The 16,729-nt window shown below is 60.7% G+C and carries 14 protein-coding genes and 1 pseudogene; 11 read left to right on the forward strand and 4 right to left on the reverse strand.

Features of this window, described 5'->3' with window-relative positions; genetic code table 11:
* The first annotated feature begins 76 nt into the window (after positions 1–76).
* Positions 77–1,060: a helix-turn-helix domain-containing protein gene (locus SB659_RS06950; RefSeq protein WP_410549938.1), complete on the forward strand. Its 984-nt coding sequence runs from the start codon at positions 77–79 to the stop codon at positions 1,058–1,060.
* Here the strand turns inward: SB659_RS06950 and SB659_RS06955 are convergent.
* The gene (locus SB659_RS06955) at positions 1,057–2,850 is read right to left on the reverse strand and encodes a glycoside hydrolase family 15 protein (RefSeq protein ID WP_410549939.1); all 1,794 of its coding nucleotides are present in this window, start codon (positions 2,848–2,850) and stop codon (positions 1,057–1,059) included. The two genes, SB659_RS06950 and SB659_RS06955, sit on opposite strands and share 4 nt — an antisense overlap.
* Positions 2,851–2,918: 68 nt before the next feature.
* Positions 2,919–3,068 (reverse strand): hypothetical protein, encoded by a 150-nt coding sequence (locus SB659_RS06960; RefSeq protein WP_230116551.1) that lies wholly within the window; start codon positions 3,066–3,068, stop codon positions 2,919–2,921.
* Positions 3,069–3,396: 328 nt separating this feature from the next.
* Here SB659_RS06960 and SB659_RS06965 point away from each other — a divergent pair, with 328 nt between their 5' ends.
* From SB659_RS06965 to SB659_RS07010, 10 genes are all read left to right on the forward strand, one after another.
* Positions 3,397–4,443, forward strand: a complete 1,047-nt coding sequence (locus tag SB659_RS06965; protein WP_410549940.1) for a helix-turn-helix domain-containing protein — start codon at positions 3,397–3,399, stop codon at positions 4,441–4,443.
* 283 nt (positions 4,444–4,726) lie between these two features.
* A complete protein-coding gene (locus SB659_RS06970) occupies positions 4,727–6,190 on the forward strand; it encodes an MFS transporter (RefSeq protein WP_410549941.1) in 1,464 nt (487 codons plus the stop codon).
* A 127-nt stretch (positions 6,191–6,317) separates the two neighbouring features.
* Positions 6,318–6,545 carry a hypothetical protein gene (locus tag SB659_RS06975; protein ID WP_410549942.1) on the forward strand — a complete coding sequence of 76 codons (228 nt, stop codon included), beginning with the start codon at positions 6,318–6,320 and terminating at the stop codon, positions 6,543–6,545.
* Positions 6,546–6,859: 314 nt separating this feature from the next.
* Positions 6,860–7,945: a sugar ABC transporter substrate-binding protein gene (locus tag SB659_RS06980; protein WP_410549943.1), complete on the forward strand. Its 1,086-nt coding sequence runs from the start codon at positions 6,860–6,862 to the stop codon at positions 7,943–7,945.
* 175 nt (positions 7,946–8,120) lie between these two features.
* Positions 8,121–9,218, forward strand: a complete 1,098-nt coding sequence (locus tag SB659_RS06985) for a sugar ABC transporter substrate-binding protein (protein ID WP_410549944.1) — start codon at positions 8,121–8,123, stop codon at positions 9,216–9,218.
* Positions 9,219–9,299: 81 nt separating this feature from the next.
* On the forward strand, positions 9,300–10,868 hold the full coding sequence (locus SB659_RS06990; protein ID WP_410549945.1) for a sugar ABC transporter ATP-binding protein: 1,569 nt from the start codon (positions 9,300–9,302) through the stop codon (positions 10,866–10,868).
* Complete coding sequence (locus SB659_RS06995) at positions 10,865–11,881, forward strand: ABC transporter permease (RefSeq protein WP_410549946.1); 1,017 nt, start codon at positions 10,865–10,867, stop codon at positions 11,879–11,881. The genes SB659_RS06990 and SB659_RS06995 overlap by 4 nt, the downstream gene beginning before the upstream one ends.
* A 58-nt stretch (positions 11,882–11,939) precedes the next feature.
* Complete coding sequence (locus SB659_RS07000; RefSeq protein ID WP_410549947.1) at positions 11,940–12,704, forward strand: SDR family NAD(P)-dependent oxidoreductase; 765 nt, start codon at positions 11,940–11,942, stop codon at positions 12,702–12,704.
* A 61-nt stretch (positions 12,705–12,765) separates the two neighbouring features.
* Positions 12,766–13,314: a hypothetical protein gene (locus tag SB659_RS07005; RefSeq protein WP_410549948.1), complete on the forward strand. Its 549-nt coding sequence runs from the start codon at positions 12,766–12,768 to the stop codon at positions 13,312–13,314.
* Entirely contained in the window at positions 13,299–13,730 is a 432-nt protein-coding gene (locus SB659_RS07010; RefSeq protein ID WP_410550068.1) for an alpha/beta hydrolase, read from the forward strand. The genes SB659_RS07005 and SB659_RS07010 overlap by 16 nt, the downstream gene beginning before the upstream one ends.
* 698 nt (positions 13,731–14,428) lie before the next feature.
* Here the strand turns inward: SB659_RS07010 and SB659_RS07015 are convergent.
* Both SB659_RS07015 and SB659_RS07020 read right to left on the reverse strand, forming a co-directional pair.
* Positions 14,429–15,331 (reverse strand): annotated as a pseudogene (locus SB659_RS07015) (IS982 family transposase).
* Between the two features lie 125 nt (positions 15,332–15,456).
* Positions 15,457–16,203 (reverse strand): PfkB family carbohydrate kinase, encoded by a 747-nt coding sequence (locus SB659_RS07020; RefSeq protein ID WP_410550069.1) that lies wholly within the window; start codon positions 16,201–16,203, stop codon positions 15,457–15,459.
* Between the last annotated feature and the right edge of the window lie 526 nt (positions 16,204–16,729).

Raw genomic sequence — 16,729 nt, forward strand, 5'->3', positions numbered from 1 at the left:
AAAGGAGGCAGCAGTGAAACTAAGCTCTTATCAGAATCTGCGACTACCCAACTTCAGTGTTCACGGACTATGCGCAGTGTTGAAGGACGCCGACCTTGATTGGCAAACTGCACTCACAAACGCAGAAATCGACCCCGACGCGATTGACCGCCGGGGAGGTACTATTCCGGCGAAGAAGGAGCTGGCCTTCCAACTGGAGTTCGTGGCTCTCACCAAAGGTCGTGTCGACCTCTGGGTGAAGGCCGCACAAGCGTACACACTGGGATCCTTTGGCATTCGCGGATTGGCCCTCGCTACCGCGCCGACCATTGCGGCCTGGGTAGAAGCCGGCAGCTCAACAGACTATGCCCCCGGCCTGATGGAGATTACGCCTCTCCGGACGTTGGACGGCACGGTAACCGGTATGGAGTACACCTACCCCGATACCCCTGCAGAGCTCATCCCGTTCAGCGTCTACCGTGACTTCTGCGTTATCGCCCGAACTTTCACCTGGATGTTCGGCGGCCCTTTCCCCTTCACCCGGATCGAGTTCCCTCTCGCAGAGGCCTCCCCTGAAATTATCGCCTTCGTCCCTTGCGCCATCGACTGCGGATCAGACGCACTGCGGCTCTGGTGGGCTCCGGAAACATCGGCGCACGAGCTCCCCTTCGGTAACACCTTCCAACACGAAGCCTGGCTCAAAGCGGATCACCAGATTCTTGACAATCTCAGGGCAACCGGCGACTGGCCCGACACTGTCATAAAGACCATCAGGGCTGCGCCGGAGCTGAACCGCAAACTGGCGAATGTGGCCGCAACACTGCGCGTCTCCCCGCGCACCCTGCAACGCAAGCTCGAACTCACCGGTGACGACTTCGCCCAGCTCAGGGACAAAGCCCTGCGTGACCTCGCTGCCGACTTGCTCTCGAAAACGGATCACTCCGTCGCACGGATATCCCGCACTCTGGGCTACACAGATCCAACAAGCTTTACCATCGCCTTCAAACGGTGGAATGGGATGCCACCGACGGCATACAGGGAAGCATCCCGCTACAAGAACAACGCGAGATCCAAGGCTTAGACGCCCTCGCTGTTCATGGCGTCTGCGGCCCGTATCAGGGCAAGGTGGGAGAAGGCTTGCGGGAAGTTTCCCGCCATCCGTTTGTCGTTCATGGAGTATTCTTCGCTGAGCAGGCCGAGGTCGTTGGAAAGTCCCACCAGGGCGCCCATTAAGTGCTTGGCGTCTTCCCGCCTGCCCGAGCGTGCGTACTGTTCCACGAGCCAGAAGGAGCAGGCCAGGAAGGGATGCTCCCCCGGCGCCAATCCGTCGACGCCGGTCTCGGTGCGGTAGCGCAACAGCAGGCCCTCAGCGGTGAGTAGCTCCTTCTCCAACTGGGCGACTGTTCCCAGCATCCGCTCATCGTCGTACGCGAGGAAGCCAACCTGCGGCAGGACCAGAAGGGCTGCGTCCGTCTCCTCACCGCCGTATGTCTGGGTGAAGGAGTTGAGGCTTTGGTTGAATCCGAGATCCGCTATTTCTGCGGCCAGGCGATCCCGATGCCGCTCCCAGTGGTCGAGCGGCCCAGGCAGTCCGTGGTCCCGAACAGCCCGTACTCCGCTGTCATAGGCTGCCCACATCATGACCCGGGAGTGCGTGAAATACCGCGGTGCGCCCCGCATCTCCCACAACCCCAGGTCTTTGTCTTCGAAGTGTTTGTCCACTGAGCCAAGCAGGGCGCGCTGCAGGGCCCACGAGAAATGGTCCTCCTTGCCCCCGGCGAGTCGAAGCCTCTCAAGTACCACCATCACCTCCCCCACAACGTCTGCCTGATGCTGGAAGACGGCTGCGTTTCCGATTCGAACGGGTTTGGCGTCCTGATAGCCGGGCAGATGCGGGAGTTCCTTTTCCGTCAGGTCGCGCTCGCCCCCCACGCCGTACATTATTTGCAGATCTTCCGGATCACCCGCGAGCGCACGCAGGAGCCAGTTGCGCCACTTCAGGGCCTCGGATTCGTAGCCGTGAGTCAACATGGCTTCGAGTGTCAACGATGCGTCGCGCAGCCAACAGTAGCGGTAGTCCCAGTTGCGGGGTCCGCCAAACTCCTCGGGCAGGGAAGTGGTGGGAGCAGCGACAATGCCGCCCGTCTCATAGTGGGTTAGAGCACGCAAGACCAGAAGTGAACGTTTGACCGCACTCTGATAGGGCCCCTCGTAGCGGCAATTACCCGCCCACATGGTCCAGTAGTGGATGGCGTCGTCCAGGGCTGCGTCGATGTTGATGGCCGGCGGCACGTCCTGATAGGAAGGGAACCATGTCAGGTGGAAGTCCACATTCCGTCCCTGCTGAACCGTGAACTCCCCCGCGTGCCGGTGGTTTTCGGCCTGTGGAAGAGGGGTGCCCCGCAAAGACAGAGCGTCCGGACCGGACATGGCGAGAAGTATTTGCGCACCGGGGTCTGTGCTGTCGCGGATCCTGCTCACCCAAGGCAGGACGGTGGCGTACTGGGGCCGAATCCTTATCTCGTGACGCATTGGGACCGTCCCGCTGAGTCCGGTGACCCGCCGGACCAGTGATGGCTGGGCGGCCCCTACCGGCATAAAGTCCGTCACCAGGACATTGCCCGAGTTGGTCTGCCACGTTGTTTGGAGAACGAACGTCGAGTCCATATAGTGACGATCCACCACGACGGCCTCCGGCCGAGCCGGGGCTAACAGCCACCGGCCGTGGTCTTCATGTCCGAGCAGGGAGGCAAAGACCGAGGGCGAGTCGAAACGCGGGAAGCAGAGCCAGTCCACACTGCCCTGCCGGGAAACAAGGGGTCCGGTGTGGAGATCCGAAAGCAGCGCATAATCCTCAATCGGGGCAGCCATGCTTCACTCAACCACAAGATGAAAGATCCCCATAGGCCTTGCGGCTCTGGTCAGGAACTTAGGGCAAATTACCGTGCTTGTGTGTTGCGTTGGCCCGGTGTGCAGACAAAGAACTGCGGCTGCGCGACCGGTGCAAACGGAACGATGAGCCACTGGCTTCCGTAGAGCTCCACGTAGGAGTCGGAAGGGCAAAGTGTGAACGCTTCTTCGCGTGTCATCTCGTTCCCTCTCCTTTTTGCGTTGTTTCGGCTCCACCGTGGAGCCCTGTTTAGCTTCAACGTTAGGAGCCTGCAGCGCTGGAGCGGCATGACAAGCAACGCCAAGTGGATGGGAAACTGCGCCAAATGTCCCCGTTTGTGCCTCGGAGATCCGCCGGGGATGCAAAGCTACTAGCGTGACTTCACGAGCCTTCTGATACTCGGATTTGCCGAGGCGCTTTCGAGCAGGAGCCCGTCCCTCCACGAAGAAGAGGAGTGCGATGCATCCCCGAACCGGTCCTGGACTTACTGAGGCGCCCCGCTATGCCTGCGGCAGAGGGTGGCAACGGTGAAAGGCGGAACCTATCAGAACCTGCGGGTACCGAACTTCAGCGTTCACATACTGCGTGGACTGCTTGAGGAAGCGGACCTGGATTGGCAGACTGCGCTGGCGAATGCGGAAATAGACCCTGACGCGGTGAACCGCCCGGGAGGCACTATTCCTGCCAGGAAGGAGCTGGCCTTCCAGCTTCAGTTCGTCGGTCTCACAGAAGACCGTGTCGATCTCTGGGTGCGGGCCGCGCGTGCCTACTCACTGGGCTCCTTCGGGGTTAGAGGCTTGGCCCTGGCTACTGCGCCGACCATTGAGGCATGGGTAGACGTTGCAAGTACAACTGACTATGGCCCTGCCCTGTTCGAGCTGGCATCGCTGAGGACATCGGATGGCACGGTAACCGGGATGGAGTTCACCTACCCCGATGCTCCGGAAGAGCTGATCCCGTTCAGCGTTTACCGGGACCTTTGTTTCATTGCCCGGAATTTCACCTGGCTCTACGGCAGCCCCTTCCCCTTCACACAGATTGAATTTCCTCTCGCGGAAGCTTCCCCCGAACTTTCGGCAAACGTCCCCTGCAACATCGACTGCGGCACCGACACGCTGCGGCTATGGTGGGACCCCGCAACGTCAGCACAGGAACTTCCTTTCGGCAACGCTTTTCAGCACGCGGCATGGATCAAAGCGGACACGCAGATTGTGGACACCCTCAGGGCGACCGGAGACTGGGCCGACACTGTCGCGAAAACCATAAGGGCGGCCCCCGAGCTCAACCGCAAACTGGCAAATGTGGCCGCAACACTTCGGATTTCGCCGCGAACCCTGCAACGCAAGCTTGAACTCACTGGGGACGACTTCGCCCAGCTCCGGGACAAGGCCTTGAGTGACCTCGCCGCCGATTTGCTCTCGAATACGGATCTTTCGGTAGCGCGGATATCCCGCAAACTTGGCTATACAGAGCCCGCAAGCTTCACCATCGCCTTTAAGCGGTGGAAGGGGATGCCTCCGTCGGCCTATCGGGAAGCCTCCCACTACAAAGCCAACGCCAAATCCAGGGCCTAAGCCTGACTACACCGCACTCGTAAACCACGACGTACGTTGGCGTACATTCCCAGGTGGACGGCGTTGATTGCCGTACCGGGCTGGGGCCGGCCGAACTTAACGTTGAAGCCTGCACAAGCCTGGCAAAGGCGCCGGATTTTTCCGCGTGACACTGCCTAGGGCGTGGCCGCCGTCGACACATCTAACTAATGATGCGCGCCGGGTCCCTCCGGTCCCATGCACTACTCTCCGCGGTCAGGAACGACTCCAGCAGCTGCTGGGGATAAACAAAAGGTGGTCAAAGATGACACAAATAATATCGGTCGAGTCCCGCACCGACCGAAGCACACCGATAATTGCGCTACTCCTGCTGTCCGGTGTAACGCTCGATATCCAGTACGGCATCCTCGCTCCTCTCATTGGCGTAATTGCGACTGAATCAGGCCTGTCGGGTTCGGAAATCGGGTGGGTCCTTAACGCGATGATGATTGGCAGTGTGATTTCCGTCAGCCTGACCGCCCGTATGGGAGACATTTTCGGGCATCGCAGAGTTCTCCTCGCGCTGATCGTCTTGGCACTGGCGGGATGCGCACTCGGTGCGACCGCCAATGGGTTCTGGCCTCTGGTCGCGGGCCGATTCCTCATGGGCCTCGCTACCACGATTCCACTCAGCTGGGGGCTTCTGCGCCCGCGGGGTACCGCTCGGCAAATCCGACAGGTCTCGTTGGTGCTCTCAACAGTGATGGCAGTCTTTGGACCGCTGGCACTTAGTGCTGGCGGACTCATCGTTGGATTGGGATTGCCCTGGCAGACCGTCTTCTGGCTGACTTTCGCTTTGTACGCGGTGATGCTGGTCCTCGCCCTCATCTCACCTGAGACGCCCGTCGCCGCCCGTGCCGAGGTGCAGTTGGACTGGTTCGGTGCGCTGGGGCTCGGCGTGTGGGTCACCGCACTCCTGATCGGAATTGCTGAAGGTCCCGGGCAGGGCTGGACCTCTCCTCTGGTCTTTGGTGCCTTCATCGTGTGCGCAGTAACTCTGGCTGCCTGGATCATTCAGCAGCAACGCGCTCAGGAGCCTCTGGTGTCATTCCGCAACATGGATATCCGCCAGGCGGTCATCGGCTACTCCGGAATCCTCCTGATCAGCCTAGTTGGCCAAGGCATCTTTATCGTGCTGCCGGCGTTGCTGCAGACCCCGGCTTCTTCCGGGTATGGTCACGGCCTCTCTGCCCTGGAGTCCACGTATGCCTACTTGGCGATGATTCCGGGGGCGGCACTGGGATACCTTTGGACCCGATGGGGCCTTCGGCGCCTGGGACCGAGAATCGTCCTGGTAGTTTCTGGCGGCGCTGGCATCTTCGTCTTCCTCGGACTCGCGTTGGTGCACGATCAAGTGTGGTTGTCGTGGATGTGGGTGTTCCTGTACACCCTCACGATCGTCAGCTGCCTGACCACCGGGTACACTCTCGTTGCCGCGGCTGGCCGCCAGGACAATATGGCGACGACCATTGGCATGCAAACAATCATCCAGTTCGTCGGAGCGATGATAGCCGTTGCAATTATTTTGAACGTGCTGGTGCCCGGCCCCGACGGATTCATCCCAGAGGCAACGTTTGCCGGCATCTACATCGCATCGGCCGTGATTATCGCTTTCTTCGTGATCGTCTGGGCGGTGCTGGCACCCAAGCGCATCACCGATCTGCATGCAGTCGACACAGAGACCGATCCCACGAAGGTCCATGTTGCCAGCCACTATAAGGACCTATAGCTGATCCTGGCGGCGTGCCGCCAGAAGGCGAGCCCCGTCGTCGGGGCCGGTGAGTAGTTCGCCCACTAAACCGCGGGTTGCTCACCGGCCTCACTAGCCGTAAAACAACTACTCAACGGACACCGGAATGATGTACCACAAACAGGATGAGTGGCTTCCCCTTGTTGGGGAAACCGTACAGATAAGACAGTATGGCCGGTTTGTCCGGACAGGGATGGTCGACGCCGTCACGGCCGACGACAGGATCCTTTGGCTAGGGGCGGACGGTGTGAACCAGCGTCAATTGATCAGCAAAGCCGAAGGATTCGAGGTCTGGATGACCTACAAATGGGAGACCGCCAACGCCGGAAGGTGACTTTCCACCGTTAGCCCCGCCTTAAGCCACCAGCAAGCAGTAAACCCCTGAGCAAGCATGACTGGATGGATAATGCATTTTTTAGGTGAATCGTTTAGTAGTTCGTATTACGAGAGTGACTTACAAATAGCGCGAGTTTTCTCTTGACGGGTGACCTATGACACAGTACCGTCGGCATAGCACCCACCAGATCGCCAAGCAAAGAAGCTGGCGGAAAGCCATCCTGTATCCCGGTCGTCAACGACGCCGGCCGAATCCAGGGGAGGCCCGGGGACGCACGCTTGTGAACGTGCGAAAGAACCGCAAGGAGAAAAATGCGAACAACGAAGTCGCGAATCATGTGGACTGCAGGATCGACCGCGGTGCTGCTGGCCCTGGCTGGTTGCGCTGAAAGCGCCAGCAGCCAGAGCCCCAGCGACACTGTCGCGATCGACGTCGGCAAAAACATGAAGGTCAACCTGAAGACCGGCCCCAACCTCAAGGTCGCCGTTTTTATCCCCGGTGTCGCCAACGCTTACGGGCAGGCGCAGGAGCTGGCCGCGAAGGAGACCGCCAAGCAGCTGGGCATGGATATGACCTTGTTCGACGGCGGCTACAACCCCAGCCAACAACTCAACCAGATGCAGACGGCGCTGGCCTCAGGCCACTACGACGCCGCCGTGGTGCAGGCGCTCGACGGCACGGTGGTATGCAAGACCATCACCGAGGATTACCCCAAGGCAAACATCCTTGTGGTGGACAATGTCACGCCGTTGTGCGAGTACGGCACCAATCAGACCGGCAAATCGGTTGACGAGGTCTGGGCGCCGGGCACTATGAACTTCGTCGGCAGCAACAATACCCGCGCCTACATCGACGGCTGGTTCGCTGCTGCGGCGAAGGCGAACCCCGGCAAGCAGAAGGTGGTTGCTGTTCTTGGTCCCGCAGTGGCCGCGCAAACTCGCGTCATCGAAGTTGCCTTAGCGAAATTCTCGTCGGACAACCCGGACTACACGGTCGACAAGATCTACACCGACTACACGACGACCGGGGCGTTTAACGAGACCCAGACGTACCTCCAGGGCCACGCGGACACTACCCTCATTTTGTCCATGTACACGCCGGACATCTCTCAGGGCATCGTCAAAGCTGCAGAAGGCGCCGGCCTTCTCGGCAAAATTCACATCGTGGATCAGGGTTTCGGCGAGTTTTCGCTCCAACAGATAGCGTCAGGAAATATCCAATTCTCTACGCTGTTTTTCCCTTACAACGGGATAAAGGTATCGCTTGAGGCCATTGCCTCGGCTCAACGCGGGAATGCAGGCCCCCGCTTTGTCGATGACTCGGTCATCGGCACTGCGAAGAGTCCTTTCACTGTCACGAAGGACACCATCACCGAGCTTCCCGCCGAACTGCGGTAGTCCCGGAATGCAAGGAGGCGGGCGCGCCCTCTCACGGCACGTTGCCCCCGTCGGCGCGCCGTCACTCCCCAGTAGCGTCGGCACACCACAAGACATCACGATCGCGAAGCAAGAAGCCCGCGACACATCACATCCCGGCTGCCTAAGGCGCCGGAACGAGGTAATCAGGAGAATTATGCGTACAACGAAGTCGCGGGCCATGCTGGCTGCGGGATCCACGGCAGTGCTGCTCGCCCTGGCGGGTTGCGCTGGAAACACCGGCGCTAACCCAGGCAATCAGGGCCCAGCCGGCACGGTCGCAATCGATGTCGGCAACGACATGAAGGTCAACCTCAAGACCGGCCCGGGCCTTAAGGTCGCAGTTTTCATCCCCGGTGTGGCCAATGAGTTTGGCCTGGAGCAGGAGCGGGCGGCAAAGGAAACTGCCCAAGAACTCGGTATGGACATGACCTTGTTTGATGCAGGCTATGACCCGAACAAGCAGCTCAACCAAATGCAGACAGCGATGACATCCGGTAAGTTCGACGCTGCGGTGGTAATGGCCCTCGACGGCGTGATGTCCTGCAAACTCCTCACCCATGACTTCGCCAAGGCCAATATCCTTACGTCGATTTCAGGCTCGCCCCTCTGCGACGACGGCACAAATAAGGCCGGCAAGTCAGTTGACGACGTCTGGGCCCCCGGCACGTTGAACTTCGTGGGCAGCAACACCACCCGCAATTACGTCGACGGCTGGTTGGCGGCCGCAGCAAAGGCCAACCCGGGTAAGCAGAAAGTGCTTGCTGTTCTTGGCCCGGCGGTCAACACCCAGACGCGTGTCACAGAAGCCGCAATGGCAAAGCTAACGGCGGACAACACCGACTATTCGGTTGACACGATCTACACCGACTGGACGACCACTGACGCCTACAACAAGACCCAGACCTTCCTGCAGGGCCATCCGGACACCACCCTCATCCTGTCTGCGTCCTCGCCCGACCTCACCCAAGGGGTCATCCAGGCTGGAAAAGACGCCGGTCTTTTGAACAAGATCCACATTGCGGACGTCGGTTTCGGCAAATTCCAGATCCAACAATTGCAAGCCGGCAACGTCCAGCTCTCAACAATGCTCTTCCCTTACAACCAAATGAAGGCAAACCTCAGCTCCATCGCTGCCGCCCAACGAGGGGACGCAGGCGCCCGCTTTGTGGATGACTCGGTCATTGGCACCGCAAAGAATCCCTTTGTGGTCACAAAGGAAACGATCTCCAACCTGCCCGCCGAGCTACGCTAGCGCCGCAGTTCGCCCAACCTCGGGCTGGCGCGGCGCTCGCTCGAACGCCGCCCCAGCCCAATAGAGAAAGTAGAACTGGCAATGGAGCCTTCGCAATCGGACCCGGTTATCGCCGTCGCGCTTAAAGCGGTGTCCAAGACCTATGGTGCCACCCGGGCATTGATTGATGTGGACGTCGAGATCCAGGAAGGAACGGTACATGCACTGATCGGCGAAAACGGAGCGGGAAAGTCCACGGCACTGGGCACGATCGCCGGCCGCGTCGACTTTGACGGAGGTGTCGTCGAAGTCTTCGGTGAACCGCTTGAAGCGGGAAATCTTCGCGCTGCACGCCGGAGCGGCGTCTCGGCCATCTATCAGGAACTGACGATCATCCCGCACCTGGATGCAGCAGCAAATGTATTTCTTGGATCCGACCTGTCCCGGTTCGGAGTTCTCTCCAGCCGCGAAATGCGTCGCCGCTACGAACAACTGTGTGCCGAGCTGGACGTCCAGGTCATACCTGCCGGCGTTCCCGTTGGCACCCTCTCGGTGGCAGAGCAGCAGCTGCTCGAGATCATGCGGTCCCTCGTGGTCGAGCCTCGCGTCATCCTCTTCGATGAGCCCAGCGCTTCGCTTGCCATCGAGGAACGGGAGGCGCTCTATAAGGCGATCGAAGGGTTACGCAAGCGCGGTGTCACCATCGTGATCGTGAGCCACAACTTCGACGAAATCGAACGGCTCGCCGACTGGATAACGGTCTTCCGGAACGGCCGCGCCATCACCACGAGCAGGCGCGGGGAGAAAACCCGGGCCGAACTCGTGCGTGCAATGCTCGGTGACCAGCGGGGTGACCAGACGCTTAGCCGGGTACTCATGGACAAGCCCGTGGAAATACACTCCAGGCCCGTCGAACCAGCCATTGCGCCGATTCTTGAAGTGGTTGGGCTCACCGTTTCGGGAGCCATTGAAAGTATCGACCTGGAAGTGAGGCCCGGGGAAATACTTGGCATCGCCGGCCTGGTGGGTTCTGGCCGTTCGACGTTGCTTAGGGCGATCGCTGGCGCGGAACCCACTGCACGGGGAACCATCCGCCTGGCGGGTGCCGAGCCTGCCTGGCCGCGGACCGTGCGCGCCGCGCGCAAACTAGGAATCGGGTTGATCCCCGAGGACCGCAAGGGAGAAGGGCTCGTCTTGCTCCGCAGCGCCGCGGACAACATCGCACTCTCCAACCTTGGCTCCGCCTCATCCGGCGGCGTGATCGGGCGAAGGAAACTCCGTGCCAAGGTCGCCGAGGCAGCCTCCAGGCTGAACTTCCCGGTAGCCCGGTTAGGGGAACGCAGCGACAGGTTCTCCGGCGGCAACCAACAGAAGCTGCTGATGGCACGGTGGCTGTACGACCGACCCCGAGTGCTCCTCGCCGACGAACCCACACGCGGCATCGACGTCGGCGCCAAGGGCGAGCTCCTGGAGACTTTACGCGTGATGGCAGCCGATGGCGTTGCCGTGATCATGGTCTCGTCCGAGCTTGAAGAAGTGTTGGCGGTGTCGGACCGGGTGCTCGTAATTGCCAAGGGCCGCAGCATGGGGCTCCTTGAGCGGACCGGCGATCAGCAGATCGCCATGGAAGACGTACTGCAGGCAGCATTTGGATTGAAGGAGCACGCATGAGCGCCACCATCGACCGGGATACCACTCCGGAACGAACCGTTACTCCCGCTATGACAGCAGGCAAAAGGCTCAACCTGCGGGAGAGAGTAGCAAGCCTCGGGATGGTCTGGGTGCTCATCATCCTCGTCATCACGGCGACCATCCTCAACCCCCGATTCCTCAACCCGGGAAACCTGGTCAACATCCTGACCCAGAACGCCCCCGTCGGCATCATCGCCGTCGGGATGACGTTCATCATCATCGCCGGCGGCTTCGACCTTTCGGTCGCCGCCGTACTGGCTATCGGCGGAGTGTCCTACGCAACGCTGTCCCACATGATGCCCGCGGGGCCAGCGATACTCATCACCCTGGCGATCGGATTCCTCCTCGGCCTGATCAATGCCCTCCTCATCACCAAAGCGAAAGTGAACGCGTTTATCGCAACTCTCGCGACCGCCTCATTGTTCAGCGGCCTGACCTTGCTGTACACCAACTCCAAGCCCGTGTCCATGGCAACGGGCGGCTACGACTTCCTCTCCGCCCAGGACTTCCTCGGAGCCCCGCTCTCCGTCTGGCTTCTTGCGGTCCTCGTCGCAGCAGGATGGTTCGCACTTTCCAAGACCGTCTACGGCCGGGGAATCTACGCGATCGGCGGCAACAACGAAGCCGCACGACTGGCCGGACTGCCCGTAACCTCACTCCGGGCAAGCACCTACGTGCTGACAGCCATGCTCGCCGCACTCGCGGGAATCGTCCTGGGATCGGTCATCGGCGTCGGACAGCCAGGCGTCGCCGTTGGAGTCACACTCAACTCGATCGCGATCGTCATCATCGGCGGAACTTCCCTGCTCGGCGGAGAAGGCGCGATGTGGCGAACGCTCGTTGGCATCCTGATCTTCGGAACGATCAACAACGTCTTCGACATCCTCGCATTTCCGCAAGCCACACAAGAGGTCGCCCTCGGCGTGATCGTACTCGCCGCCGTATCGCTCGACGCCTACACCCGGTCACGGAAGCGCTCAGGAGAAGCCTGACCTGTCTCGACAACGGCAGCTTTGCTGAAGAATCCCCTATCAGAAAAGGAAGATGAATATGTCACGATTGGCCGGCAAGGTCGCCATCATCACGGGTGCAGCCAGCGGACTGGGGCTCTCCGCCCTCAAGCTCTTCGTGGCCGAAGGGGCCCGGGTAGTGGCTACGGACATCTCCGCGGAGGCACTGCAGCAGGCGGTCGAAGAAGTTACGGCTGACGGTGGCGAGGCAATCGCCCGCACTCACGACGTCTCTTCCGTTGAGGACTGGAATCGTGTGGTGGATGACGTCCTGGCGGAGTGGGGCACGATCGACATCCTGATCAACAATGCTGGCATTGCCCTGCCAAAGGGTATTCTCGACGCCGAGCTGGAGGACTGGAACAAGGTCATGGCCATCAACGCCACCGGACCCTGGCTCGGGATGAAGAGTGTAATCCCCACCATGCAGGCCGCCGGCCACGGTTCCATCGTGAACGTCTCGTCGATCGCCGGGATTATCGGTGGTGGCGCCGGGGACGGCGGCGGCGCGGCATATTCCGCCTCAAAGGGTGCGGTCCGGTCCCTGACAAAGCACGCTGCCCAGTGGTTCGCAAAGGACAGCATCCGGGTAAACTCGGTGCATCCCGGTCCGATCGACACCGGCTTGACTCGTGGCTACGGGTTCACCAGGGAATCGCTGGCCAACCCTGGAACCGTTCCTTTGCCGCCCCATGCCGGGGAGGCCTCCGACATCGCGTACGGCATGCTCTACCTTGCCTCGGACGAGGCAAAGTTCATCACCGGTAGCGAGCTCGTTATCGACGGCGGATTCATCTCTCAATAGTCGAACCGCTTTCCCACTAAGACCTGGGGAAGAAGACTTCCCCTCTGCTGAAAGGATCATAATGACGCGCTCCCCCGAAACCGAACTTGGCCTGGCTGATGACCGCCACCAGGCCCCAGATGAGGATTACCGGAAAGAAAAGGAATACCAGGATGACCTCATGATCCCCAGCAAGGATGCTGAGGCCTATGTCCTCGGCGATGACACGAAGCCGATCTATTCGCTGGGTCCAGATTCCGAGCGTCAGCCTGGAGCCCCTCGCGGCAAGCTCACCAAGGGACGTCACACAGGGCGAAGCGTTTACCCTGGCGTCGAACGGGACTACTACGTCTACGTCCCCGCTCAATACACGCCCGACGAGCCCGCCGCCTTGGCCATCTTCCAGGATGCAAACCTGTACCTGGCGCCGAAGGCCAACGCTGATATCGTCCTGGACAACCTCATCAACAAGGGCGAGATCCCGGTTACCGTTGCAGTATTCATCGAAGCAGGCGAGCAGGGTCCGGGATATCCCTTTTTTGGTGGGACAGACAACCGCAGCATTGAATATGACTCCGTCAACGGCGACTATGCCAGGTTCCTCACCGAGGAATCCTGCCGGATGCCTTAGGGGATCTCAATGTCTCGACCGTTCCTCGCGATCGAGTGCTTGTAGGGATCAGCTCGGGCGGCAATTGCGCGTTCACTGCAGCCTGGTCTCGCCCTGACGTCTTCGGCAACGTCATCTCCCATTGCGGCAGCTTCATCAATATCCGGGGTGGCCACAACCACCCGTCGGCAATCCGGCAGAACCCGCGAAAACCCATCCGGGTCTGGCTTCAGACGGGAGCCCGGGACCTTGATGTAATCTTCGGCAGTATCCCGATTGCCAATCAGGACATGTTCGCAGCCCTTGAGTATCGACGCTACGATGCCAAGTTCGTCTACGGCGAAGGCGGACATTCACTCATACACGGTGGTGCGGTCCTTCCCGAGACCCTGAGGTGGATTTGGCGCGATCATCCGGACACCGCCGGCGTGCAGTAGCCGGAATGCATCTCCAAGTTGCGGGGGAAGTCCTGTCACAGGACTGATGGGATCCTAACCTTGTCCGCGAACGCGTCGAACGGGGGCTCCCGAACCGCTGGTACGGAAGCCCCCCAGATGCATGCCGATAATCATTTGTCTTTTCATAATGTCCTCTTTCCGCGCAACGATCCGAGCTGATCGTGCTGTCCACTGCGCGCTATGCGGAGATTTCTCCGCCGCAAATCCGATGTGTGAAAGCCAAAAAGTTGAAGTCGCTGTTTGCGACGCTTCGCGGCCTTCGCGGCTTTTTGCAGGCTTGGGTTGATCCTCGTGCGGACAAAGCGCTCTGAGACGTGATGCTCGAGGTCGAGCTCTTCAGCATGGAATTTGCTCCCTGCACAACTGGACGGAGGTGAAGGGCGCCACCTTGGATCCATCCGGCTCGTGAATCCTGACGGCCCGGCGCGCCTAAACGTACCCAAGTTGAATGACTCTGACCGCAGCAAAGCACCGTGAGCACGACCCGTGTTCCGCCTTCGAAACAGCTGAACGAGGATAGGAACCCTGCCAAGATGGCACCGCCGGTGGCCACGGTCGCGGCCCCGACCGTGGGCAGCAGTGGCAGATCCACGGAGAGGGCCGCGAGAGGGCAGGAAGGACAGCGATAATGATGAGCTCCCCAGTCCGGACGCTAGATGATTAAGTCCTATTGGGTTTTAGTGGTCGTAGGCGATGAGCGAGCGCTTGCGGGGTGCGTTGATGCGCCAGTTGTGCCAGATGCCGGCGGCGAGTGCGAGGAGTCTGGTGGCCACTCGGGCGTAGACGCCGGCCAGGGTCCGTCCGCCGTGGTTTTCTAGTCCGAGTTGGCCTTTGAGGGTGTCGAAGACGGATTCGATTCATTGTCGGATGCCGCCGAGTTTGCCGAAGCGGGGTTTCTCGTCCTTGCGGTCGGGTCGGATCAGTGTCGCGCCCAGGTCGTGCGTGATGAACGCTTCGAATTCGCGCCCGGCGAAGCCCTTGTCGCCGAGGATCACCTGCCCGGCCCGGATGAGGTGGTGGTCGTGCTCAAGGAGTGCCTGGGTGGCCTCGCGTTCGCCGATTTTCGGGTTGGCCAGGCCCCAGATGACGGGCATGCCGTCGGGGGTGCTGATCAGGTACAGCCGGAAGCCCCAGAAGAACCGGGAGTGCGAGGCACAGTAGCCGTAGCCGGCGTGTCCGGACAGGTCGGAGCGTTTGACGGTTTCCCGGGACATGCCGCACGGGACGGGGGTGGAATCGACCAGGCGCAGGACCTCGTGCCATGACGGTGTGTCCCGTGCCAGGGCGGTGATCTCTGCCGCGATCAGGGGACCGGCGGCCCGGAGACGTTTGTTGTAGCCGGATTGGTGCCGGATGCCGGGGAACATGCCGGACAGGTGGATCCGGGAGTACGGGATCCACCTGCTCTCCGAGGAGAAGCCGAGCAGGTGTTGGGCAACGGCAAGGCAGAGCAGCTCGGCGTCGCTCAGAACCGGTTTCCGGCCCGGCCGGCGGTCCCTGGACACACCAAGGTCCGGCAGGACATGCTCATCCAAATAGACGTAAAGTGTGGTCAGGAGAGTGTTTAGTTGAGTGTTCACAAACCCGGCGTAACACTCTCCGCCTTACTTTAAAAGCTCCCGCGCCCCGCCGAGGCAATAGGACATACTCATCTAGCGGGCAGGGCGTTCCTTCCCTCAAATGCGGATAACCTGAGCACAGATTTTCACTGGCCGCTGACAGGGGCGAGGTCTCCCTGGAATTTGCGGACGGCAACGTCCGTGGGCATTCCAGATGATGCACCGAGGGACTGCGTCGAGAGGGATGCCGCGCAGACAGCCCACATGGCCGCATCGAGGAGGGATTCGCTGCGGGCCAGCGCGTTGCCCAGCGCTCCCACGAAGGTGTCGCCGGCCCCGGTGGTGTCCACCACCTTCACCGATGGCGCCGGGATCAGGGTCGCCTCTCCGTTGGCCCAGATCAGGGCACCTCGGCCTCCGAGGGTCACGACGAGGGAAGCGGGCGCCTTTCGACGGGCAAGGATCTCTCCGAGCCGGGTCGAGTCCTCTGGCACGGGCTGGCCGAAGACGATTTCGAACTCGCCTTCGTTGACAACCATCACGTCTACGAGCTCCAGGATTTCCGGGTCCAGTGGGCAGGCCGGCGCGGGGTTGAGCACGAAGATCCCCTTGGACCGCTGCGCGGCTTTGCGAATCACCTCCAGCGGCACTTCGAGCTGTGCGAGCACTACGGCTGCTTCTTCGACGGCTTCGGCTGCTTCGGTGATGTTGCCGGGATTGAGAGTCGCGTTGGCCCCGCTGATGACGACGATCGAGTTTTCGGCGGCCTCGTCGACGAGGACGACTGCCCGGCCGGTGGGAGCGGCGTTGTCCACGGTCAGGTGACTCACATCGACACCGGCGACCATGAGTGCCTCCCGGACCGTTCGGGCCGCCGTCCGAGCGGTGACCAGTCATCGAAGTGCCCAGCAAACTGCATCCATACAATCCAATCCACAGTCGGCATACCTCTGTGGAGACTACAGAACTCATCGTCGACTGCTGTCCGGAAGGGCACACCCCAACCTGACACAGGAGGCGTCGGCTTGGGCTCCAGAATCAAGGACTTAAACCTTGGGTCCGCTGAGAGGCTCGGTCCGGCCGCCGCCCACACCCGGGGACAATTCCTATGGTTTATCCACCGCTACTGCTGCAATGGCAGCTACCCCAATGGCTCCCCACTTCCAGCCGTGGATAACCCGAATCGACAACAACTGTGGACGGAATGGAGTCACCACGGTCCGACCTTTATCAAGTTGACGAATTATCGATTTTCAGCGTTTCGCGAAGTCAGGCCCGACACATGGATTGCATCGCTGAGCCAATCCGCATTTGATTTCGAGCCTGCTTATTCAGGCGCCACCAGAGGTCTTAGTCGGCCTGAAGGCAAGACGCTCCAGGCGTGGTTAGGTCAGCGCTCGGACCCGGGTTTGCCGAGAC

It is taken from the genome of Arthrobacter sp. SIMBA_036, assembly GCF_046535135.1.
Classification (GTDB): domain Bacteria; phylum Actinomycetota; class Actinomycetes; order Actinomycetales; family Micrococcaceae; genus Arthrobacter.